General features: G+C 39.5%; 20 protein-coding genes and 1 pseudogene. 9 read left to right on the plus strand and 12 right to left on the minus strand.

Annotation, left to right across the window (positions count from 1 at the left end):
- The first annotated feature begins 244 nt into the window (after nt 1-244).
- On the plus strand, nt 245-1,231 hold the full coding sequence (locus QNN06_RS14755) for an MBL fold metallo-hydrolase (RefSeq protein WP_284037788.1): 987 nt from the start codon (nt 245-247) through the stop codon (nt 1,229-1,231).
- 95 nt (nt 1,232-1,326) lie between these two features.
- Nucleotides 1,327-1,581: a DUF2533 family protein gene (locus QNN06_RS14760; protein WP_217034589.1), complete on the plus strand. Its 255-nt coding sequence runs from the start codon at nt 1,327-1,329 to the stop codon at nt 1,579-1,581.
- A 45-nt stretch (nt 1,582-1,626) separates the two neighbouring features.
- Here QNN06_RS14760 and QNN06_RS14765 read toward each other — a convergent pair whose 3' ends face one another.
- Nucleotides 1,627-2,112, minus strand: a complete 486-nt coding sequence (locus QNN06_RS14765; protein WP_217034591.1) for an endolytic transglycosylase MltG — start codon at nt 2,110-2,112, stop codon at nt 1,627-1,629.
- Nucleotides 2,102-2,482 carry a hypothetical protein gene (locus tag QNN06_RS14770; protein WP_213115641.1) on the minus strand — a complete coding sequence of 127 codons (381 nt, stop codon included), beginning with the start codon at nt 2,480-2,482 and terminating at the stop codon, nt 2,102-2,104. The genes QNN06_RS14765 and QNN06_RS14770 overlap by 11 nt, the downstream gene beginning before the upstream one ends.
- Before the next feature lie 269 nt (nt 2,483-2,751).
- Between QNN06_RS14770 and QNN06_RS14775 the strand changes: the two genes are divergently transcribed.
- On the plus strand, nt 2,752-2,988 hold the full coding sequence (locus QNN06_RS14775) for a ferritin family protein (RefSeq protein WP_284037927.1): 237 nt from the start codon (nt 2,752-2,754) through the stop codon (nt 2,986-2,988).
- 68 nt (nt 2,989-3,056) lie between these two features.
- The gene (locus tag QNN06_RS14780) at nt 3,057-3,404 is read left to right on the plus strand and encodes a spore coat protein (RefSeq protein WP_213116855.1); all 348 of its coding nucleotides are present in this window, start codon (nt 3,057-3,059) and stop codon (nt 3,402-3,404) included.
- A 58-nt stretch (nt 3,405-3,462) separates the two neighbouring features.
- Here the strand turns inward: QNN06_RS14780 and QNN06_RS14785 are convergent, their stop codons facing one another.
- Nucleotides 3,463-4,266 (minus strand): RDD family protein, encoded by an 804-nt coding sequence (locus QNN06_RS14785; RefSeq protein WP_284037789.1) that lies wholly within the window; start codon nt 4,264-4,266, stop codon nt 3,463-3,465.
- Nucleotides 4,267-4,367: 101 nt separating this feature from the next.
- On the opposite strand from QNN06_RS14785, the gene QNN06_RS14790 reads away from it, so the two are divergent.
- On the plus strand, nt 4,368-5,342 hold the full coding sequence (locus QNN06_RS14790; protein WP_213115638.1) for a stage II sporulation protein M: 975 nt from the start codon (nt 4,368-4,370) through the stop codon (nt 5,340-5,342).
- Here the strand turns inward: QNN06_RS14790 and QNN06_RS14795 are convergent.
- The 6 genes from QNN06_RS14795 to ltaS all read right to left on the minus strand — a co-directional run bounded on the left by QNN06_RS14795 (nt 5,320) and on the right by ltaS (nt 12,340).
- The gene (locus QNN06_RS14795; RefSeq protein ID WP_284037790.1) at nt 5,320-6,678 is read right to left on the minus strand and encodes a DUF58 domain-containing protein; all 1,359 of its coding nucleotides are present in this window, start codon (nt 6,676-6,678) and stop codon (nt 5,320-5,322) included. The genes QNN06_RS14790 and QNN06_RS14795 overlap by 23 nt on opposite strands.
- Complete coding sequence (locus QNN06_RS14800; protein WP_284037791.1) at nt 6,629-7,558, minus strand: AAA family ATPase; 930 nt, start codon at nt 7,556-7,558, stop codon at nt 6,629-6,631. Before QNN06_RS14800 ends, QNN06_RS14795 begins: the two co-directional genes overlap by 50 nt.
- On the minus strand, nt 7,555-8,685 hold the full coding sequence (locus QNN06_RS14805) for a DUF4350 domain-containing protein (RefSeq protein ID WP_284037792.1): 1,131 nt from the start codon (nt 8,683-8,685) through the stop codon (nt 7,555-7,557). Before QNN06_RS14805 ends, QNN06_RS14800 begins: the two co-directional genes overlap by 4 nt.
- A complete protein-coding gene (locus QNN06_RS14810) occupies nt 8,672-9,328 on the minus strand; it encodes a DUF4129 domain-containing protein (RefSeq protein ID WP_284037793.1) in 657 nt (218 codons plus the stop codon). The genes QNN06_RS14805 and QNN06_RS14810 overlap by 14 nt, the downstream gene beginning before the upstream one ends.
- 9 nt (nt 9,329-9,337) lie before the next feature.
- Nucleotides 9,338-10,261, minus strand: a complete 924-nt coding sequence (locus QNN06_RS14815) for a DUF7847 domain-containing protein (protein ID WP_217034609.1) — start codon at nt 10,259-10,261, stop codon at nt 9,338-9,340.
- A 138-nt stretch (nt 10,262-10,399) separates the two neighbouring features.
- Complete coding sequence (ltaS, locus tag QNN06_RS14820; protein ID WP_284037794.1) at nt 10,400-12,340, minus strand: lipoteichoic acid synthase; 1,941 nt, start codon at nt 12,338-12,340, stop codon at nt 10,400-10,402.
- Between the two features lie 304 nt (nt 12,341-12,644).
- Between ltaS and QNN06_RS14825 the strand changes: the two genes are divergently transcribed.
- From QNN06_RS14825 to QNN06_RS14835, 3 genes are all read left to right on the plus strand, one after another.
- Nucleotides 12,645-13,316 carry a helix-turn-helix domain-containing protein gene (locus tag QNN06_RS14825; RefSeq protein ID WP_254124621.1) on the plus strand — a complete coding sequence of 224 codons (672 nt, stop codon included), beginning with the start codon at nt 12,645-12,647 and terminating at the stop codon, nt 13,314-13,316.
- Between the two features lie 213 nt (nt 13,317-13,529).
- On the plus strand, nt 13,530-14,729 hold the full coding sequence (locus QNN06_RS14830) for an iron-containing alcohol dehydrogenase (protein ID WP_284037795.1): 1,200 nt from the start codon (nt 13,530-13,532) through the stop codon (nt 14,727-14,729).
- Nucleotides 14,730-14,737: 8 nt separating this feature from the next.
- Nucleotides 14,738-16,153 carry an aldehyde dehydrogenase gene (locus QNN06_RS14835; RefSeq protein WP_284037796.1) on the plus strand — a complete coding sequence of 472 codons (1,416 nt, stop codon included), beginning with the start codon at nt 14,738-14,740 and terminating at the stop codon, nt 16,151-16,153.
- Between the two features lie 76 nt (nt 16,154-16,229).
- On the opposite strand, the pseudogene QNN06_RS14840 reads toward QNN06_RS14835, so the two are convergent.
- Nucleotides 16,230-18,926: pseudogene (locus tag QNN06_RS14840) on the minus strand (cytochrome P450); the annotation flags it as partial.
- Between the two features lie 24 nt (nt 18,927-18,950).
- Nucleotides 18,951-19,523 carry a TetR/AcrR family transcriptional regulator gene (locus tag QNN06_RS14845; RefSeq protein WP_213115627.1) on the minus strand — a complete coding sequence of 191 codons (573 nt, stop codon included), beginning with the start codon at nt 19,521-19,523 and terminating at the stop codon, nt 18,951-18,953.
- Nucleotides 19,524-19,836: 313 nt separating this feature from the next.
- Here QNN06_RS14845 and QNN06_RS14850 point away from each other — a divergent pair, with 313 nt between their 5' ends.
- A complete protein-coding gene (locus QNN06_RS14850) occupies nt 19,837-21,267 on the plus strand; it encodes an alpha/beta hydrolase (RefSeq protein ID WP_284037797.1) in 1,431 nt (476 codons plus the stop codon).
- A 62-nt stretch (nt 21,268-21,329) separates the two neighbouring features.
- Here the strand turns inward: QNN06_RS14850 and QNN06_RS14855 are convergent, their stop codons facing one another.
- Nucleotides 21,330-22,538 carry a CapA family protein gene (locus tag QNN06_RS14855; protein WP_284037798.1) on the minus strand — a complete coding sequence of 403 codons (1,209 nt, stop codon included), beginning with the start codon at nt 22,536-22,538 and terminating at the stop codon, nt 21,330-21,332.
- Nucleotides 22,539-22,561: the final 23 nt, after the last annotated feature.

A 22,561-nucleotide genomic window follows, 5' to 3' on the forward strand; every position in this document is an offset into this window, starting at 1 on the left:
GTATACCCGCAGGGGTTAAATACCTATATGGGTATTATATAATGCGAAGAATAAATGTAAATAGTCAATTAAAGACTGTCACATAAATACCACAAAAGGACCTAACTAGAACGGAACTAATTATAGGTATTTCCGATACATTTACTATACATCCTTTAGAATTTTTTGTATAATATGAATATTATTGTTTTAAACAAACGTTCAAAAAATATATATTATTTAAAATTTAATTGAGATTAGTGAGGTGTACATTTTGTTAGATATAAAAAAGGACTGCAGCTTGGTCATACCGATATCGATTCCGGAGAAGCTTGGAGGGTTAAAAACGGTCAATTTTTTTCTTGTTAAACAAGGAAAGTCGTTATCATTAATCGATGCTGGGTATAATACGGATTCTCATTGGGAGGCACTAAACCTGGCATTGAATCAAAATGGCTTGGTTTTACAGGATGTAACCGAAATAATTTTAACACACCATCATATTGATCATGTTGGTTTGGTAGACAGAATTGTCGATACCCATCCCATTCCCGTTTATGCCTCTCCCCTATCCATTCCCCGCTTAAAAAGAGACAATGATTTTATGGAAATGAGGGCTGAATTTTTCGCAAAGCTTTATTATGAAATGGGATGCGGGGAAACTGGTGAGAAACAAATTGCTTATTTAAAGAAAGCCTTACTGCGTAATAAGGGTAAAGCAATGCGTGCAGAAATTACAGCTATAAAAGATAATGCATTCCTTGGTTTCAGTATTTTAGAAGTGCCTGGACATTCCCCTGATCAGTTGGCATTTTTAGATGAACAAAGAAAGCAGTTATTTGCCGGCGATTTATTAATTGAACACATTTCAAGTAATGCCATTGTTGAGCCTGATGAAAATGGGAACAGATTGCCAACCATTAGGCAGCAGATTGATTCCTTAAACAAATGTGCTGCCATCCATATTGATTCTGTTTTCCCTGGGCATGGAGCGGTCATTCAAGATCCCAAAGCACTTATTCATAAGCGATTAGAGCGGATTGAAGAAAAATCTGAGCTCATCTTGAGATATATCCAATCCGGTCATTCTACAGCCAATGAAATTGCGCAGGTATTATATAAAAATACCTATAATGAACAATTTTCTTTAGTTATGTCGGAAATTATTGGCCATCTGGATTATTTGGAAGAGAAGAAGAAAATAACTATGAAGAAACTGCAGGGTATTTGTCACTACAGCGTTAAGCAATAGCCTTATCTGAGGTAAAAAGTACACTCAGTTAAAATACTAGTTTAGCATCTAAAAGGATGATATTATTGATATATCGTCTTTTTAGGAGTGAAAACATGAGTGTACATAAGGATTTAATCAAGCATGCAGAAAATCAAAATAAATCTTATCAAGAGTTTTTGGCTCTAGATCAGCAGCGTGAAATGTATATTGAAGAAGCAGTTGAATTATGCAAGCAAGGTAAACCCTTTTCTACGGATAAAATTAATGAAGTGACAAATAGAATGAATAAGATTAATTTACGGATTATATCGATCAGAAAAAATGTTACAGCTGAAATGGTACAGGAGTATGTGAATAAATTACGATAGCCACAAAAAGACACTTTCCAATCAATGGAAAGTGTCTTTTTTCTTCTAATGAAAAATAGCCGCTATGATTTGGTCATATGACATACCGCTATCAACGGTATATGTACCTGGTCGTAATTTGTTTTGCAGACCTCTCGCCTCGATATCTTTTGAGAATTGGAAAGCATCAGGAACAAGATTAGCTGATACTAGCATTCTCCCGACATCAATGCTTGTCATGCCGTCTGCAACATTAATGACTGCTTGTGATACATTTTGCTGCTGTGCATCCGCTGGAGGGGCAGCTTCTTGTTGAGCCGTACCATTTTTCGCGGCATCCAGATTTTTGTTATACTCATCTTTTGTTTGCACAATATAGCCTGCGTCGGTAAGCTGCTTTTTCATTTCATCCTTTGATACAGAAGCCTGATTTGATGCTGGCTGTCCTGTTGCCTTTGAAACATGGCTGTCGCTTGAAAAATAAGCAATGGTGCAGATACCTGTCGCCAATAGAAGACCCGCTGAAAAACTGCTGATTAGATTAACCTTCATTGGCAACCAATCTCCCTTCAGCTTGTGATGATTGATAAACAGCGATAATTTGCTTGACTTCATTTTCGGAAACCTGTTTTTGTTGAGCAATGCTATCAATGGAGTATTGGCGTCTGTATAAGTCTAGTACTTCACGCTTTAATATTTTTTCCTCCATGGAAAGCTGAACTCCCGTCTCTTTCGTGACAATTTCCAAATCAAGTTCCATGTTGCGAAGTGATTCTTGCATCCCATTTATTTCTTTCATCACAGATATATGAACAAGGTCAATTTCATTATGGTTTTTCTTAGCAGTTTGACGTTCTTTCAGGATTGAGAATATCAGCAGCAAAATGGATACAACAAACAAAATGGTTAATGTCCATTCCATTAAGACAGTCTCCTTTCACATTCTATTAGTATCACAAGTTCTTATTATACATCCCAAACCTATATTTTTCGACTCTTATTTTTCAAACACAACAAAAGTCGCATAGATTTGACAAAAAGCGCCATGCAAAGAGAGGCATTTACATAATAAAAAGGAAAATAGTTCATTATAAACATGAATAGATATAAATCGTGAAAGGAGTTTTTTAGGTGCAAACCAATCAAGTCCCGATTCCCGAACCGCCTCAGGCGATCACAACCAAGGATCTTATGTATTTAAAAGATGCCATGTCTTGGGAGCTTCTAGCATTTAAGAAATTACATTTTCTAGCGGAGCATGCAACTAATCAGGATGTTAAGCAAGCTCTCGACCAAGCAGGGCAAATGCATCAAAAGCACTATCAAAAATTGCTCTCTCATCTGCAAGTAAATAATAATACTGTATTATCAAGCCTGCAAAATGCGCAGCAGCAGCAGCAGCAGCAGCAGCAACAGCAAATGCATTAGAATGGAGGTATTTAAAAGTGCAAAACCAGCAAATGCCACAGAATCAACAAAGGCAGCAAGGTCAGCAAATGCAGCAGTCTCAGAATTCTAACCAGATTGCCAATCCACAAGCAGGACAATTGCCAAAAGTAAAAGGTCCGGAAATGAACGATCGTGATTTTTTAAATGATGCTCTAAGCACCTGCAAATATATCACAGACAGTTTAAACATTGCCGTACGTGAAGCAAGCCATCAGCAGCTCCATGCCGATTTATTGCAAATGTTAAATGAAACTCACCAGAGCAGCCGGGAGTTTTTCCAACTGATGTTTCAAAATGGATGGTATAAACTTGAGGCCGAGGACCAGCAGAAGGTCAATCAAGCACATCAGCAATTTAGCAATTACTCAAGCCAGTTTCCTTACCCGCTTCAATAGAATAGTCATCGGCATAAATAAACGGGCAGCGTGATCACTGCCCGTTTCATGTGCTTATTTAAAGTTCAAACTCCCATTCCTCACGTAAATGTAAGTAAAGTAACAGGAGCAAGTTTTCAAGCTCTATATCACTGTGACCAGTAGCTACAACACCGATTTTTGGAAGCATAATCTCAGCAATTTGCCCGGTTAATTGTTTCCGCTCTGCAACGGGCAGCTGGACAAAGCGACCCGCATATGTACGGATCAACTTCCACTCCTTCATTCCTAACGATCTTAGCGCCCATTCATCAATGATTAAATCCTCTTTGGAAAGACCCCTATTTAGAATTTCTTTCTCAATTCCTGAAGGCTTTTTCTTAGCATTAGTACCCCGTTCATGAACCACAACTGTCCCAGCAACCAGGTCACCTAGTCGCTTATGCTTGGTATGAAAAAACACCATCAGCATTCCAAGAAAATACCCCGCTGGCAGAGAATCGACAATTCGCATTAGATTGCGAATAAAGCTTGAAAGCAAGGTAATGCTGTGTCCATTTTCTTGAATAACCCTGATGCCCATCCATTTCTTGCCTAGGGTTCTGCCGCCATAGAAAAATTCAAAGGCAAAAAAGTATCCCCAATTTATAATGAATATCACAATAATCGCAATGGCAAAAGGGACAGTATTCTCTTCTAAAAAAAAGGGAAAAGACGACATGCCTTTCATGATGAAAATAACTAAAATAATGCACAAAATATTAAACATCATTAAGAGTAATTGATCTATGATAAATGCCGCAGCTCTGCTGCCTAATCCGGCAAGGCTAAACTGAAGTGAGACGTATTCCGGTGTTTTAATATCCATTTGTTCATGATTCAACAGGGTTCTCCCCTTTCTAGATGATAAAGTTTCCTATTTTTCTACAAAATTACTATAATAAGGAATAGAAGAAAAGATTAACGGCAAAAGATGGTGAAAAAATGAATGTTAAACAATTTATTAAGCAGTATCGCGAAGAATGGAAACAGCTTGAACAGTTAATAGCCACACTAAGCAAGGGTAGGAAGACGATAACTGGAGACAAGATTATACTCTTCTCACGCCTATATCAGAAAGCGGCGCAGAATCTTTCTTATAGCCAAACGTATTATCCTAATGACGAAGTAACGCAATATTTGAATGGACTTGTTTCAAAATCGCATAATCTTTTATATAAAGACCAGGTATCAAGCGTTAAACAAATTCGTCATTTTTTTGCCGCCAAGTTTATCGGCTTATTATTAGAACAATGGAAATTCGTTGTGGCCGCGATGATTTTGTTTGCAATCGGCGCGATTGGAAGCTTTCTTTCTGTCTTTAATGACCCACTCCATATTTATTCCATTCTTCCTCCAGAAATTGCCCGAGGCGTTGACCCGGAACAACTCGGAAGCAGGGATGGTGCGGTCGATTCCTCACTCATGTCGGCTAGTATCATGACGAATAATATAAAAGTGGCCATACTAGCTTTCGCTGGTGGTATAACCTTTGGAATATTAACTGTTTATTTGCTTATCTACAACGGCATTATCATTGGAGCACTTGCAGCTCTTTTCTGGCATCACGGCAAAGCCTATGATTTTTGGGCATATATTGTTCCCCATGGCATGATTGAGCTTACAGCCATTTTTATTGCCGGTGGAGCTGGGCTATTAATGGGCTATAAGCTCTTTGTACCAGGTCCTTTTTCAAGAGGGTACCAATTGAAGGAACACGGAAAACGCTCTGTCCAGCTCCTTATTGGAACTATACCTTTATTCATCATCGCCGGAATCATTGAAGGTTTTATCACACCGGCAGCCATCTCGCTTGAAGCTAAATATATGGTAGCTATCTTGACTGTTTTGGGTTTAGTTCTTTATATTGTGTTCGGAAAACTGAAACTCAATCATGCTATAAAAGGTTCTGATTCATAATCTCCATATAATGGGACACAGCGGTAACCGCTAATTTTTCCTCACGGGCCTCTATCATTGGCAGGCCCTGCCTTTCCCATTTGTTTTTCTCCCTTTTCTTGTAAAGCATTTGCTGCTGGGCAATGCTCTTCAACATTGTCGCTTGAACATCAATCGGCTCCGCTTTTGTTCTGTTCAAAAGAGTTCGGTCCTCAACCCCAATCATGAAAAATAAATGCCGCTTTCGAAGCCGTTTAAGGTAAGCAAGAGCATTTTCTTCATGTAGAAAGGTCTGTATATCACTAAATAATAAAAGCAGGCTTCGTTTCTTTTGCATCATTTCCAAATATTGTAGAACGGCTGCATAGTTTGATTCTACAGCATCAACTTTTAAATGGTAAATGGACTGGAGAATGGTTTGCAGATGAGCCATTCCCTTGGCCGGTGGAACAAAAGTCTTAATTTCATTTGAAAAAGCTAGAACGGACACATAATCCCCTTTTTGAAGAGCAGCAGCGGCAACAGTTACGGCAGCTTCCAGGGCTCTTTCTATGCGGTTGCCTTTTTTCAGTTCTGCCCCCATCATACGGCCGCAATCAAGCAAAATCGTAATATACTTACCATGCTCAGGTTCATATTCGTTTGTCATTACTTCCTGAAGCTTAGCGGTTTGCCGCCAGTTAATTTTCCGCGGATCATCCCCAACCACAAAGCTCCTGATTTTCGAAAATTCCCCAACCCCGCTTTGCTGCTTGCGAATTTCCAAACCTTCATACAATAAAAAATGCTGGCCATTTTCTAGATACTGCTTTGTTTCCGTTAAATCGGGAATTACACGAACAGTATCAGGTAACTCTACTGTTATTTGCTTTTCCCACAATCCTATTACACTTTGATAACGGATATACAGCTTATTGATTTCGTATTTCCCTCTCTCAGAAGGAACAGTATCATATGTAATAACATTGGCAGAATCCGCTAGAACCCTTCCGGATACCGGAAACGGCTTTGAAAAGGTTTGCGGCAGACCATCAATGAATCGGTAGTGTAGTGAATATGGAGAATTATTGCGAATCTCAATCGTAATCAGATAGGTAAGTCCCCGTTCCATTTCCTCCGTTATTGTCCGTTTGAAGAAAAGCTGTGTTTTTTTCGCTGAGAACAATAAATCAGCCAGACTAATGAAAAAGACAACAATATTAACCATAAAGACAAACCACCATGATAGATCCCTTAATATCCCCAGTGATAAAAAAATAGCCAGCACAAGGTAAGTCAGAATCAGCCGCTTCGTCGGGAGTATACCTCTATCTTGGAACAGGAACCGAGCCCACAAGCTCTTCGATGATTTGGTCAACGGTTGCTCCCTCCAATTCTACATGAGGAGATAACTGAATCCGATGACGTAAAGCAGGTTTTGCAACCATCTTAATATCATCCGGAGTCACATAATTTCGGTCTGACAAGTAGGCCCAAGCCTGTGCTGCTTTACCAATCGAAATCCCCGCCCTTGTACTGGCACCGAAGCGAATCATGTCCGTATCCCGCGTTTTCCTAACGATTTTCATAATGTAATCAAGTACATTATCACTTATTGTGATCCCTTCAATTTCTCTTCTTATGGCCACAAACGTGTCTAAATCCAATATTTGAGAAACAAGAGTCTTGTCAAAGTTGTTCTCAATAACTTGTTTCAACACATTTTTTTCTTCTTCGAAGGATGGAAAGTCAACATGAAGTTTAAATAAAAATCGGTCCTGCTGGGCTTCGGGCAGCGGATAGGTTCCCTCAAATTCGATTGGGTTTTGTGTTGCCACCACAAAAAATACGTCTGGCAGCAAGTAGGTTTCCCCTTGGATGGTCACCTGCGTTTCCTCCATCGCCTCAAGCAGGGCTGCTTGTGTTTTGGCTGGTGTCCGGTTAATTTCATCGGCCAATAAAATATTGGTGAAAATAGGTCCTTTCAACGTTTGAAAGGAGCTTTCTTTCATATTGTAAATCATGCTGCCGGTTATATCACTTGGCAGCAGATCCGGTGTAAACTGTATACGGTTAAAATCCCCGCCAAGCAGTCCTGCAAGTGTACGGACCATTTGAGTTTTCCCGGTGCCAGGCACCCCTTCGAGCAGGACATGGCCGCCTGTTAATATCGCGGATAATAACAATCGTAAATTGAGACTTTGTCCTAAAATTCGCTTTTCATACTGTTCTAATAGGGATGTTAGTTCTGTCCTCACCCTTCTTCCACCTCTTTCTGTAACTGGTCTAACTTTTTAGACCAAAGCAAATATTCCTGTTTAGTGATTTTGTTTTTATCGAGAATCATTGCCAATTCCTGAAGAAATAAGTGAATCTCATTAGTTTGTATTCCTGTCCATTTGCGTTCTAAATACCCCAAAATATCCTGCCATTCTTTGTGATAGGGAACCTGCCACCGCTCTTGAAGCAGCTGCTTCAGATAATCGGCTTGAATCAACAATGAATCCTGATATCGTCTTCCCCGAAGATACCAGGCTGATATCGCGCGAATTCCTTCATCACTAAAACGGACCATCTCTTCCCGTGGAACCACAATGGGGCCAAACCGTTTGCCCTTATTCCAAAGCCAAATGAAAGCAATCAATATTCCCTGAAGCATCAACAGTAAAAACCACTTTGGAAAAGCAGACAAAAATGTTGAAGTTGTTTGCTCGCCATGAACATACTCATCAAAGAAAACTGTCTTCGAGTGGCTTTCATTAACCAGTGAAACTAGGAGTGGTAAATGGTCGTTTTTTAAAATCTTGCCATTCGTTATCCACTCTGGGGTAATTGCAACAATTAATTGGCCTTTACCAACAGCTCGTTTCAATGCAACGGGTCCGTATTTATCGTGTAATAACGTGTCTTCTCCGTTATGGGGCTGCAGCCGAACGAGTGATAGGACTTCTGCCTTTTGGGCTTTGCCTTCCTTCCCATAGATTTTCCAGGTTTCTGAAGGCGGTAGATCTTCCTCTATTCTTTTTGTCTTTAAATCAAACAGACTATCTGGATCTCGTGCTAGTAAAAGAACTGAATTACCTGCTTTCATAAAATCGTTGTATGCGGCGATTTCTTCTTTTTCAGTAAAATTCCTGGGCTCTACCATGATTAATAACTGCTGTTCTTTATTCTTTGGCAATAAAGAAGGCGAATGGTTCCAGCTTTTTGCACTCATTTCCTTTTTCAAATATGTATAAAAGCCCTTTGTCCCGGTTGGGGAAGGAGATTCCGTTACGTAATTCGGATATACTTTCGGATTTGGAGTAAAGGTGAAATAGTTAAAAAGCACAAAAACAGTCACTAATATAAATAACCAAAGCCAACCTTTTCTAGCCTTGTGCAACGTTTCCCCCTCCCTCCTTGTTCACTTCCGACAAAAGACTCAAAACAACAGATTGAAACTGCCGGTATTCCTCTTGAAAGGCCTCCCTTTCGCCATAAGTCACTTCATCAAAAAAATGCGCGAGATGGAAAAATTGGCCGGCCCGATGTTTATTCTCTTTTCTAAGCTCCTCATAGTACTCCCAATTGGTCTTCCATTTTCTTGCCTCAAGCCATCCTTTATCGTGAAAGAAAAGAAGCAGGGCCAAAAACAGGTGTCGTGTTGCACCTGAATAATCGGCTGCAGTTTCCAGCTTTTCTGCTTCTTTTAAATGCTCATGATAGGTCCAATTTATATCCTTTAAAGATTGAAGCGGTTTTTTGTTTCGGAGAATCCGTTCTCTTTTATAATGACGAATCAGAAAAAATACAGCTAAAGCCAATAAAACAATGACCACAATAATGACGGCGATTAAAATAGAGCTTGCGGCGTTATCGGCAGATTCAATTGATGGAAACAAACCCGCTAACTTGTCGGCAATCCACTGCTTAGCCTTATCCCACCATTCAGCAAAAAGTCCTTTAGAAGCTTTGTCATAAACCCGATATTCCTTTTCGTTCAGTATTTTCTCTAGCTTTTCCCGTGCTTTTTCAGTAGTTAGCATCTCAATCACCTAATTTAAAAAAGAGGTACGATCATAGTCTTCAATCATTTCCTTTAAATCATCGGCATCGTGGCGCACTTTTAAATCTAGGTACATCACGGCATATCCAACCGAGAAAATCATTGTTGTAACTAAGGTCACAAGATTTGAAATAATGGTAAACAATACGCTATTTCCTAAAGCCAGCCCAATTGTCCCTTCCACTGAGAAGCTGATAATAGTAATAATTAAATAAAAAATAATATAAAGTCCCATTAGCGGCCATGTACGTTTCTTGGTCAATCTCCAGCTTCTGCCGAATCCTGGCGATTGTCTGTCAAGAACTACCGACCCGAAATAAAAACTCCAGCGCGTTAAAAAGTAAGCTATTATTGGTGCAAAGATTAGAAATAACCCGATCGCTAATAATATGCCTAAAACAGGATTGGCCATTGAGCCAATTACTCCTGAAAAGGCGATGATTAAAATAGGAACCAGCATGATGCCAAAAACAAGCAATCCAAATAATATACTGCTGCCCAGCATTGGCCAGAATCGTGATAAGGCTTGCTTGATAACCGAACCGACTGTAAACTCCTCATTTTTGCGAATATGATTGACTGCAAAAAGAATACCTGCCTCTGTGATCGGACCTAGAATCACTGTGATAAGTCCAATCACCGCCATTCCAATGTCAGCCCCAAAGCTTCCGGCGTCAAAGGTTCCTTGATTTTCAAAGCTGGTCATGAATTGCTCGAACCAATCCCCGCCCCCTTTCGATTCTCTAAAGAAGCTTGTTCCTGATATTAATAATATGATGGCTTGCAATAAGTAAACAGGACCTAAAAGCAAGAGAAAAATCATAAAGAAATCCTTAAATCTGTTTTTACTTAAACTGAATGTATGATCGAGTATTTCTCCGAATCCTTTCGGCTTTGAAAACTTAGAATCCAATCTATAATCCCCCTTACTATGTTTGTCACAACAATTATTTTAACATTACTTTTGTCTAATAAGTGTAAAAAGTTGCAAAAATTTACAAGTCCCATTAAATAACAAAGGCTCCCCGAGTTAACTCAGGGAGCCTTTGTTTTATTTGGAAGAACCGTCTTGATCCTTGTTATAGTTATATTTTGTTCGGTCGATTGGTTTAAAGCCATCAGGTGTATAGAAACGCAATAAGTCGCCATTTACGACTTTATCGGATTCTGCCAGCTTTTGGTCCACGATCTCGTGGTACTTCTTAGCCTCATCCAATTTATCCTGTGAGAGCTCTAAACCAGTCGTAGAATCATAATATTTATCTCTAACAGCTGTAATGGTTGGACTTACATAATCGCCATTACGGAATGGCACTAGTTGGTCGTGTTGTTCTGACAATAAATCAGTACCAAACTGCACATACTGTTTTGAATCAATTCCTAACAAGTGCAGCAGTGTAGGAAGGACATCGATTTGGCCGCCGTATTCATGATGAATTCCTCCCTGGATGCCAGGGACACGAACAAATAATGGAACACGCTGCAAGCCGGCACTTTCAAACGGAGTAATTTCCTTCCCCAATACCTGAGCCATTGCTTTATTATGGTTTTCGGATATTCCATAATGGTCACCGTACATAATAATAATGGAACGATCAAGTAATCCTGTCTGCTTTAAATAATCAAAGAACTCTTTTAAAGCTTCGTCCTCATATCTAGCTGTTTGGAAATAATCATCAACCGATGCATCACCAGTTTCTGCAGGGGCAATCGTTGCCAAGCTTTGGTCCATTTTATATGGATAATGGTTGGCTACCGGAATAAATTTCGTATAAAACGGTTCTGGTAAAGTTTCTAACATTGGTTTAGATTGTTGATAAAATGGTTTATCCATCATTCCATATTCCGCTTGATCTTCTGGGTTTACATGATAATATTTTCCGTCAAAAAAGTTATTATAACCAAAAGATTTATAAATTTCATTGCGGTTCCAAAAGCTTCCTGAGTTTGCATGGAATACTGCAGATGTATAACCTTGCTGACCTAAAATCCCCGGTGCTGATTGGAATGTGTTCATGCCTTTTGTCGTAAAGGCAGCACCCTGCGGCAGTCCGTATAATGAATTCTCAAGCATAAATTCAGCATCTGCTGTTTTCCCTTGTCCGGTTTGGTGGAAGAAGTTATCAAAATATAGGGTATTCTGGTCACGTGTTAACGAGTTTAGAAATGGTGTAACCTCTTGCCCATGAAGCTTATAATTAATCAAAAAGTTTTGTGTTGATTCAAGATGCAAATAAATAACGTTCATGCCTTTAGCGGCACCAAAATATGCCGGGTTGGGTGCAGCATAATTGGAGTTAGTGTAGTTTTTCACCTCAGTAACATCGTCGCTGCTCGCCATTACCCGTTGAGCAGAGGCTGTCGTACTTTTCACCGTGTCATAAATCGTGTAATTGTACATACCTAAATATTTTACAATGTAATTTCGGTCAAAACCTCTTGTTAATAATTGCGGTCTATCCGCTTCTGCTAATGAAAGATTGGCACAAGAAATGGCTAATGCCATGGAGAATAAAGCAGCCACCTTTGGACGGCTCATATCTTTTTTCTCGATTTTTACAATCCTAAATACAAGTAATGCAATTAGTAGAATTGTATCAATAAAGAATAAGAAATCATATGGCTTCAATAAAGAAGACACACTGCTGCTGACATCACCAAAGTTCTGTGTTTGGGTTAATGTTGGCAACGTGATGAAATCATTAAAGAAACGATAGTACACTACATTAGCAAACAATAAGAACGATAATAGAAAATCAATGACAATCAGTGTAATATATTTTTTTCTGCCTTTAAATAATGCGGAAATCCCTAAAAATATTAACGCCGATCCTAATGGATTTAAAAATAATAAGAACTTCTGGATTGAATTCTGGACTCCTAAGTCAAATTGTGTTAATTGGGTAACATATGTTTTAATCCAAAGAAGAATGACGGCCAAAAAGAAAAAGCCAATATATTTTTGAAAAATACTTTGACCTTTCAGTTTCATTATTAAGCACCTTCCTTCTAGCAACTCATTATTGCATATTTTTAATTACTTTCCTATATGGGATTAGTACTATTTAGCATAATAATTATCTTAAATGGTAAATATGAACAAACTATGAATAAAACAAGAAAAAACGTAAATGACCTGCTCACAAGATAGTAACTATACTACTTTTTTTGAAAAAGTCAACCCATATGATTAATGCAATCTTGTCCATTATATTTAGGCGAGAATGGTATAATACATGTAATCATGATATTTAATTACATAAGTTTCCATCAATAGATCTGAGGTGAAAAAAAGTTTGTCTCTAACAAAAAGACGTCAGGAATTCCTTGATCATATCTACCGTCAATTTAAGAAAACAAACAACCCTGTCCATTATTCGAAGGTGGCGGAAGCCATTGGCGTAAGCAAATGGACAGCCTATGATGTATTAAAAGAATTGGAAAACCAGGGGCTTGTAAAAAGAACGTATTCCACGAATGAGAATGAAGCAGGTCGTTCACTTGTTGTCTTCTCCCCTACAGAAATTGCAGAAAGCTTTTTCCAAAAAGAACTTAGAGAGCTATCAAATGCGGAAGAGTGGGAAGTCATCCTGCCAGAAGTCATTAAATTAGTTGATAATCCGCAAAATCTGCCGTTAAGAGAAGCGATCCATCATATCATTTCGCTCATGAAAAATGTAGAAGTTAAGCTGGAGTTTTGCGCCTACTTTCTTAGTATTTTGCTATTATACTTGAATACACTGGGAAAAAACGTGAAGGAATTAACGGTGAACTTAATCAATGCTTCCAAGGAAGCAAAGTTGCAGTTAACTGTTTTTACCGGGGCAGTTGTTGGTATGATTATTCAATCAGTTGGTGAGGAATTAAGTCCTGATATGGTGAAGCTCGTTCAACAATTCCTTGACAATGTCAGCGAGCTTAATGCTGGCGAATTAAGTTTATTAATTAATTTTATTGGACAAAGTTAAAATCAGCCGAAATCGGCTGATTTTTAGTTTCATAGATAGTTTTTTGGTTTGATTTCAATTCTAGTTTATATACTACAAAGGAAGTATATTTCAGAATTTTTTAAATATTCTCTTGACGTTCTCTCCATTTTTACGATATATAGTTTGTATACTTTTTTGGTTTTTTGGGTATTTTGTGTATTTTTATTTTTTATTGAAAGCGGGGGATTATTGATGTACGAATTATATTGCAGAACGTATCAAGGTGGGATGAAGGTAGCCTCCTTTATACTTCCTTGGCGAGAGCCGGAATTATTAGAAGGAGAAAACAGCCTAAGTAGACTTCCAAGCCTTATTAAAAGTATGCGAGTTGAAAGCGTTTTAATCGTGACAGATCAAGGGATTATTTCCATTGGCCTGATGGACACTTTTTTAGATGGCTTGAAAAATGAGGGCATCCAATTTTTCATTTATGATAAAACCGTTCCAAACCCAACAATAGAAAATATTGAAGAAGCCTTTCAAATGTACAAGGAGAATAAATGCCAGGGGATTGTTGCATTTGGCGGCGGCTCGCCAATGGATTGCGCAAAAGGTGTAGGCGCCCGCGCGGCAAGGCCTAAAAAAAGTATTCCACAGATGAAAGGTGTATTGAAGGTATTAAAAAGAATACCACCTCTGTTTGCCATCCCAACGACAGCAGGAACAGGCAGTGAAGCAACGCTTGCCGCTGTTGTCTCAAACAGCGAGACACATGAAAAGTACGCGATAATGGACACGGCCCTTATCCCCCATTATGCTGTATTAGATCCGCTTCTTACTATTAAGCTTCCTCCCCATATCACTGCTGCAACCGGTATTGATGCACTGACACATGCAGTCGAGGCGTATATTGGGAAAAGTAACACGAAAAAAACAACACAGTGCAGTATTGAGGCGGTACAGTTAATTTTTGAAAATCTTTATGAATGCTATACAAACGGTACGAACATTCAGGCGAGAACGAACATGCAAAAGGCTGCATATTTGGCGGGAATCGCTTTTACCCGGGCATATGTTGGCTACGTGCATGCTATCGCCCATACCTTAGGCGGGTTTTATCAGGTTCCCCATGGTCTGGCGAATGCGATTATTCTTCCATATGTACTGGAGTATTATGGGGAATCCGCTCATAAACCGTTGTCAGAATTGGCAGATTTGGTTAACATAACAAAGCCTACCGATACTGTTGAACAAAAAGCGCGGAAATTTATTGATGCCATTAAAGCGCTTAATGAAAAAATGGCTATTCCGACCAAGGTAAACGGAATCATCGAAAAGGATATTCCGCTCATGGTGGAACGGGCTTTGAAAGAAGCAAATCCTCTCTATCCTGTTCCAAAGATTTTTTATAAAAATGACTTATTAAAGCTTTATCATCTGATAAAGGAGTAGATATGAATATGAGTATTTCCTCTCCCCTTTTAAATGAAAATGAAGGCGGTACTAAAGAAAATTACAGTTTCCTAGTTAATAAACAAAAGGCTTTCTTCCGTAAAGAACAGACAAAAAATATTTCCTTCCGATTGGCTGCCTTGAAAAAATTGAAGGATGCCATAAAGGTAAATGAGCAAGAGATTATGGCAGCAATAAAAGAGGATTTAAATAAATCAGAGCTTGATGCGTATGCGGCAGAAATCGGATTTGTCCTTGCCGAGTTGACTTTTACAATTAAAAACTTGAGCTCTTGGGTTAAAGTAAAAAGTGTCAAAACGCCTATGACCCATTTTGGTTCGACGAGTTACATTTATTCAGAACCCTACGGTGTGGCATTAATTATTGCGCCATGGAACTATCCATTTCAGCTGGCGATTGCTCCGTTAATCGGAGCGATTGCGGCGGGAAATTGTGCCGTTTTGAAACCTTCTGAATTAACACCAAAAACGTCTGAAGTATTGGCGAAGCTTATCAATGGTCTTTACCCTGAAGAGTATGTTTCGGTTGTTGAAGGCGGTGTAGAAACGAGTACAGCGCTCCTGGAAGAGAAATTTGATTATATCTTTTTTACTGGAAGTGTACCTGTCGGGAAAATTATTATGAAGGCGGCGGCGAAACATTTAACTCCGGTTACGTTAGAGCTTGGAGGCAAAAGCCCCTGCATCGTCCATGATGATGCCAATCTTAAGGTAGCTGCTAAACGGGTAGCCTGGGGCAAATTCACGAATGCTGGCCAGACCTGTATTGCCCCCGATTATCTTTATGTTCATAAAAATGTCAAAGACAAATTTCTAAGCGAGTTTAAAAATACGATTAAAGAATTATATGGAGAAAATCCGTTACGTAATTCCGATTTCACCCATATTGTTAGTGAGCGGCATTTCAAGCGGCTGGAGGGCTTTTTGGATAATGGTCAAGTATATTCTGGGGGTAAAACAAATTCGGAAACCCTAGCGATTGAGCCGAATGTTTTAACGAATATAAGCTGGGATGATCCAATTATGCAGGATGAGATTTTTGGCCCGATTCTTCCTGTTATGGAATATAGCAATTTATCAGAAGTGGTCGATGGCATCCATAATCATCCGAAACCGCTTGCCCTTTATATTTTTTCGGAAAATAACCAGGTCCAGCAAACGGTTCTAAATAGTGTTTCGTTTGGCGGCGGCTGTGTGAATGACACTGTCTATCACTTTGTCTCCCCTCACCTGCCCTTCGGCGGTGTCGGACCAAGCGGCATTGGCTCTTATCACGGGAAAGGCAGCTTTGATACCTTCTCCCATAAGAAAAGTGTCTTAAAGCATACCACCCTTTTTGACATCCCGTTCCGCTATCCGAATTTTAAGAATGGGCTTAAGATGTTGAGGATGTTTTTAAAATAAAGGAAAGTCCCTGATTCTCAAAAAGAATTCAGGGACTTTCTTTTTAACCTATTTTATATTGCTGGTTTTCGATCTGTTGATGGTCTGCTTCAGATTTTAAAATAAACATTACGATTTGATCTCCTGGATTTGAATCCGCCAAGAAGGCATATGCCGCTTTTTGCTCATCAACCTCATCCTGTCCTGGATCCCCTTGGTCAACACTTATAGAAATGCTTACTCGATCCGGACTTTCCTTTGGAGAGCTTGTTATCGAAAAAAAACTTGGTTTAAGTGAAGGCAATAGCTCTAAGAAACGTTCGAATGGCATTTCACATGCTTCATATTTTTCAAGCAAGTCAAGCATCGAAACTCTATTTTTCAAAACAAGTTCTTCATAGACCCCATCCGCTAATAACGCTTCTAATTCCCGCTTATGCGGAGGGCAAACCGTATAGGCAGCTAGTTCACGAATTTGCGTCCTTGTTGCCGCTTCGTTCACTTCCACACTTTGACTTATAAGATCAACTAGACTTACCGGGCGGTCTAATGGAAGATGGGAAACAGAACGGCCGCTTGCGGTAATAATCACATGGTCCTTCCCATTTAATCCAAACCGGTTAAGAATTTGCTGAACGGTTTCTTTGCTATTCCATGAAAAGACCCCAAGTTGGTTACCTTCCTGATAGGTTAGCCCTTCTGGCAAGGAAATCACAATTTGCCTTGTTGGTTCATTTTCGTTATTAAACACTAACTGATTTTCTACAATCGAACCTTGTACGGAATCGTACTTTCCAGCCAAAGGTGAACCCATGACAGTATTGACAAACTGTATGGAAATCGTATTTGACTCTTTTTCAGTCCTTTTGTCCACTTGAATTCCGAAGGTTTTAAAGGCATCCTGCCACATCTGGTTTTTCCATTCTTCCAATTGCTCTTCAAAGTCACCGCCTGCATCACCTTCCCCCCGCTCTGAAAATCTGACTGCTCCTTTAAGGGCAAGTTGTTCATCAATAAAACGAGGCACATCCTGGTAGGTGTTCGCCCAGTTGTGATCTCCACATCCAAATACCGCGTACTGGACACCTTTTAAACTACCTGTTTCCAGATGTTCTAGCCACTGAACAAATTGGCGTGCGTTTCTCGGCGGTTTCCCATTATAGGAGGATGTGACAATGATTACGGCTCCTTTAGTTGGTAACTTACCAATCCTGTCGTTTAGGGGAGCAGCCTCGCTTCTTACCCCATGCAAACGGGCAATATCGGCAAGCTTATGTGCAACCCGTTCTGCTGTTCCCATATTGGAACCATATAAAACAAGCAGCGGTCTATTATTCACGCCAATAAGTGAATACTTTGGAGCTTCTTGGTCATTTTTCGGGGCTGCCACTTTTTCAGTAGATAAAGCAAATGTATCGATTCTTTTATTTTCCCGTAATTTTACAAGAATTTTAAAATTATCCGGTTTCAGCGTTAATGTTTGCTTAATTTTTAATTGATAATTCATATGGTCGATCAAGTCAAAATGCTGGAGAATCATGCCCAATACAACTGTTGCCTCATGGAGGGCGAACTGCATCCCGATACACGCTCGCTGCCCGTTACCAAACGGCTTATAGGCATCTGCGGGAATTTTAGTAATATCTGCAAACCGCTCCGGACGAAAAGCTTCAGCATCCTCTCCCCATGCATCCTTATCGCGATGAAGTTTTGGAATAATAACGGACACATTATCGTATTTTTTGAGCCGGTATTTCCCGCCAATGACCGTATCCTCCTTTGCGTACAAAGTAAATTGGGGCGCAGTAGGATAAAGACGTAATGCTTCATTTAATATCATCCGAATGTACTTAAGGTCGAGTACCTGCTGATACGAAGGAATAGAATCGACTAGAACCTGGTCAACTTCCTTGTATGCCTTCTTCAATACTTCAGGATGCTTCAAAAGTAAGTAAATGGCAAAAGAAAGCAATCCACTTGTCGTTTCATGTCCTGCGATCAGGAACGTAATGATTTGGAACCGAATATTTTCATCATCAAGCCTCTCTCCTGTTAGCGGGTCCTTGACATTCAGCATTCGTGCCAGTAAATCAGTTTCCCCTTGATCGCCGCCTTCTTTGCGTTCAGCGATAATTTTATCTACTAGAGAAAACATTGATTTAATGTCGTGTTCAAACTGCCGCTTGGTTCTTACCATCAGCTGGTTTTGGATAGGCAGCCTTGTGCTTTGGTGCATTGCCTCGTCAAGTGCCCGGATCATACTGATGATAAACGGATTGTGGGTTTCCCGATAGAAACTGTTAAAGCGATAGTTAAATCCGCATAAACCAATCGTATCAAGGGTCAGACGGGTCATATCATCGGGAATATCGATGCTCTCATTTGGATTCAAACGTGACCACTTTTGTACGAGTTGCGAGGCGATGTCAACCATCATCGTATGATAGCCTTTCATTGCTTGCTGGCTGAAGGCAGGCATAAGAATGTTATGAGCTTTCTGCCAATTCGGCTCTTTTGTTTTGCTTGTAAATAGGCCATCTCCTCCCAAAGAACGCAGAAAATACAACCCTCCGGAGAGACTCTTGTCAAAGCGGGATTCATCACAGACCTCAGCGATTAATTCATGACTAGAAACAAAATGCATGATAAATCCGAAAGCCTCAAAGCGAAAAATCGGACCGTATTCATCGGCGATTTTCCAAAATGACAGCGTCGGTGCGTCTTTATCGATCAACGGTATATTTCCTAAAAGGCCATACGTTTTTGGCTGCGGAATCCGCATAAAATTTTCCATAAAAAGCTCCTTTCTGCTTATAAGTCACTTTTTTCCTAATAGGCCGTATAAAATAACATCGGCAATTTCATCCTCCATATGATCGAGCGGTAATTTTTCTGAGATGATTTCTTCCTGGAGTTTTTCAAAGTTGAGTATGGACCAAATAGCGCTAGTGATGCCAAGCTCATATAGAAGGGATTGGACTGGGGTGAGATTTCCGTTAGATATCTTTTGCAAAAGCTGTTCCATACTTTTGTCCTGAATATAAATTTGCTCCATAAACATCTTTGCCAGCTCTGGATGGTTTGGCGATTCCCTAAAAAGGATGTTGAAGCTGTCCAAATTGCTTCGGATTACTTCCACCCTTGCTTTGATGACGTCCCTGACCAGATCGGGATTATGATCAGAATTCATCTTGGGGGGCACAAAAACAGACGGAGTAATGCAGGCAAGAAAAATATCCTTTTTGCCTGAAAAATGTTTATAAAGAGCAGCTTCTGAAACTTCAACACGCCTGGCAATTTCGGCGGTTGTGGCGCCATTATATCCTCGTTCGGCAAAGAGCTTGCGTGCCTCCTGGATAATTTTCTTTTTTGTATCCGATTGCAATCCCAAATTCTTCACCCTCTCTTTTGGTTAGTGAATACTTACTAACTATTATATACAGTATTCAGAATCTTCTGTAACGGGATAATATACCTATTTTTCAAATGAATCAAATGGCGTAAATTTTCTACCTCTTTCACCAAATTTAAGACATCACTTATCACAATTTTTGTTTTTTTATCATTACCTGTATCCTGCTGTTTTTTGGTGTTATTTCGTGTAGAAATATTTCAATATACGAAGTAATATGCTTGTCCTATAATCAAAGTGGCTGAATATTAGAACTAATATTCCCAATATTATATTACCTAGGGGTGGTTTCATGAAAAAAAGAAAAAAAGGATTTGCATCCGTTTTAGCTACAACTCTCTCTTTATCTGTACTCAGCTCCCTAGCATTTGCAGACCAGCCTTCACCTTCACCATCTGATTCATCCACTTCACTGAATATTAAACCGCCAGAGTTTTTTGTTCCTAATGGGCAGAATAAGAAAAATTTTTATGTGGATAAAACACAATTAAATTCTTTATCACATTTAGAAGGGTATGAAACAACAAAACTGTTTAAGGGCATACATAACGGTGCCGGTTACTGGATAGAAGCTCCTAAGAATTGGAATGGCAAACTGGTATTGTATGCCCATGGTTATCGTGGGACTGGCAGTGCTCTAACTGTAACTGCACCGTCTGTTCGTAAAGAGCTTCTTGAGCGCGGATATGCTTGGGCCGCATCGAGTTATAGTACAAATGGTTATGATGTTGAATCTGGTGTAAAGGATACACATGATTTAAACGGTTTGTTTAGAAAATTGGTCGGTAACCCTAAACGTACTTATATTCTGGGCCACTCTATGGGTGGTCATGTTACTGGTGTATATGCTGAGCAGTACGGTGATGTTGATGGAGCCTTGCCAATGTGCGGAGTTTTGGGAGACTCGGAGTTGTTTGACTTCTTTACGGATTATGGGCTGGTGGCTCAAGCGTTAGATGGAAAAACAAAAGAACAACAAAGGTTTGTGGCAGATGATAATTATTTTGTTAATTATGTTCCACATTTAAGAGAAATTTTAGGGAATGGATTGACTAAAGATCCAATTACGGGGTCTATTGTTTTTAAATCATTAACTGACAAAGGGGTATTATTAGAGAAGGTTACTGAAAACCTCTCAGGTGGAGATCGGCCGTTATTTAAAATTGCTTATGAGAGAATGTTTGACGATTTCCTTCTTCAGCGTATGCCAACAAACCCTGCATACGGGGAAGCAACAGGCAATGTTATAAACAATACTGATTCTGTTTACCAGTTAGATAATGATCCAGAACTGTCGCCTGAAGAAGTGGCATTAAATGAAAGTGTCCTAAGAATTTCTAATGATCCAAACGGCCGTCATAATAACGGTTTGGCTGCCATTCCAAAGGTAAACGGAGACCTAAAGGTGCCAACTGTTACGTTACACACATTGGGAGATCTTTATGTTCCTTTCTCAATGGAACAAATTTATGCGAAAAGAGTGGCTGAAAAAAATAAGGAGGACCTATTAGTATCTCGTGCAATTCGTGGAATAGGACACTGTGAATTTACAAATCAGGAACAAATTAATGCATTTGATGATTTGGTGAATTGGGCAGAAAATGGGGAAAAACCAGCCGGAGATAATATCCTTGATCCAAAAGTTGTTGCAGATATTAACTTTGGTTCAAAGTTTACTTCGGTCAGACGCCCATATGATCTAACGCCATGGGATGTTAAATAATAAACTTATGAGAGCAGAGAGACACAACTCTCTGCTTTCGTATTATCATATATTTTATTTGCTTATTCTGTATTAATCTCTTGATCATAAACCATCCACCCAGTCCCATTGATTCTATTTGAAACATCAATAATTTTCTTGTTCACTCTATCAAACTCCGAACCATTTAACTTGGTAGGCTGGTAATTATTTTTCGACGAAACAGAAGAAATCGAAAATGGAACAATATTGATTTCTTTTTTATCAGTCAGCACTCCATTTTCGAGATGAAATGTCTGTTGAAAAACGTACGTGTCTTCATCAGATGGATTCCTGTTTCCTCCAAACATAAAATTCCCAAGACTGTAAACAATAAATTTACCGTTATATTCTTCAATTCCCTGAACGACATGTGGATGGTGTCCTAGAATCAAATCGGCACCACTATCGATTGCAAAGTGGGCCAATGATTTTTGCGAGGCTGTTGGAACGTATTGCCGTTCCACTCCCCAGTGAAAATGAACAAGAACAATCTGTGCCCCCTGCTCTCGCAGTTGTTTAATACCTTGTGAAACCTTATTCCTTACTTCACGTGTATCCTGCCAGCCCTCATAGCCTAAAGCCCCGATTTTTACGCCCTTGACGGTTGTTATATATTGATTTTCATAGCCGAAGTAGCCGATTTGTTGGTTCTTCAAAGCTTCAATCGTGTCAGCATATCCTTTCTGAAGGTAATCATGGATATGATTGTTGGCGAGGTTAACTGCCTCAATACCGCCCAGTTTTAAAATTTCTGCATAACCGGGGTCTCCTTTAAAGCGAAACGTTTTTTGCGCTTTTTGTGTTGAATTTGTTAACGTCGTTTCTAAATTGACCGTAGTAAGATCGTCCTCCAGAAAAATATTATCGAGTCCTTGAACAAAATAAGCCAAACCATTTGCCGATGCTGTATGAACAAAAGTATCTGGATATGTAAAAGTTTCATCTGTCCCCAATGTAAAATCGCCTGCTGCACTTATTTTAATTGTCGTTTCTGCATTCGGCTGAGTTTGTATTTGAGCCTGAGATTGTTCAGGCTGCTCCTCCTCTATCACACTCTTCTCTTCTTTCTTAGAATAATTAACTTTTTCAGAGGAACTCGAAAGTACAGCCTTATCCGTCTTCATATAAAACGCAGCAGCAAAACCTCCGGCCGCTAAAATAAATACTGCAAGCAGGGTAAAACGTAATGAATTTTTGAACCGCTGTTGTTTAGCTGATTTCGTCCTGCTTAAGTGGTTCTTATTCTCCATTTCTCCCAATAGCCCCTTTTTAT

The organism is Neobacillus sp. 114, from assembly GCF_030127045.1.
Lineage (GTDB): Bacteria > Bacillota > Bacilli > Bacillales > Cytobacillaceae > Neobacillus > Neobacillus rhizophilus.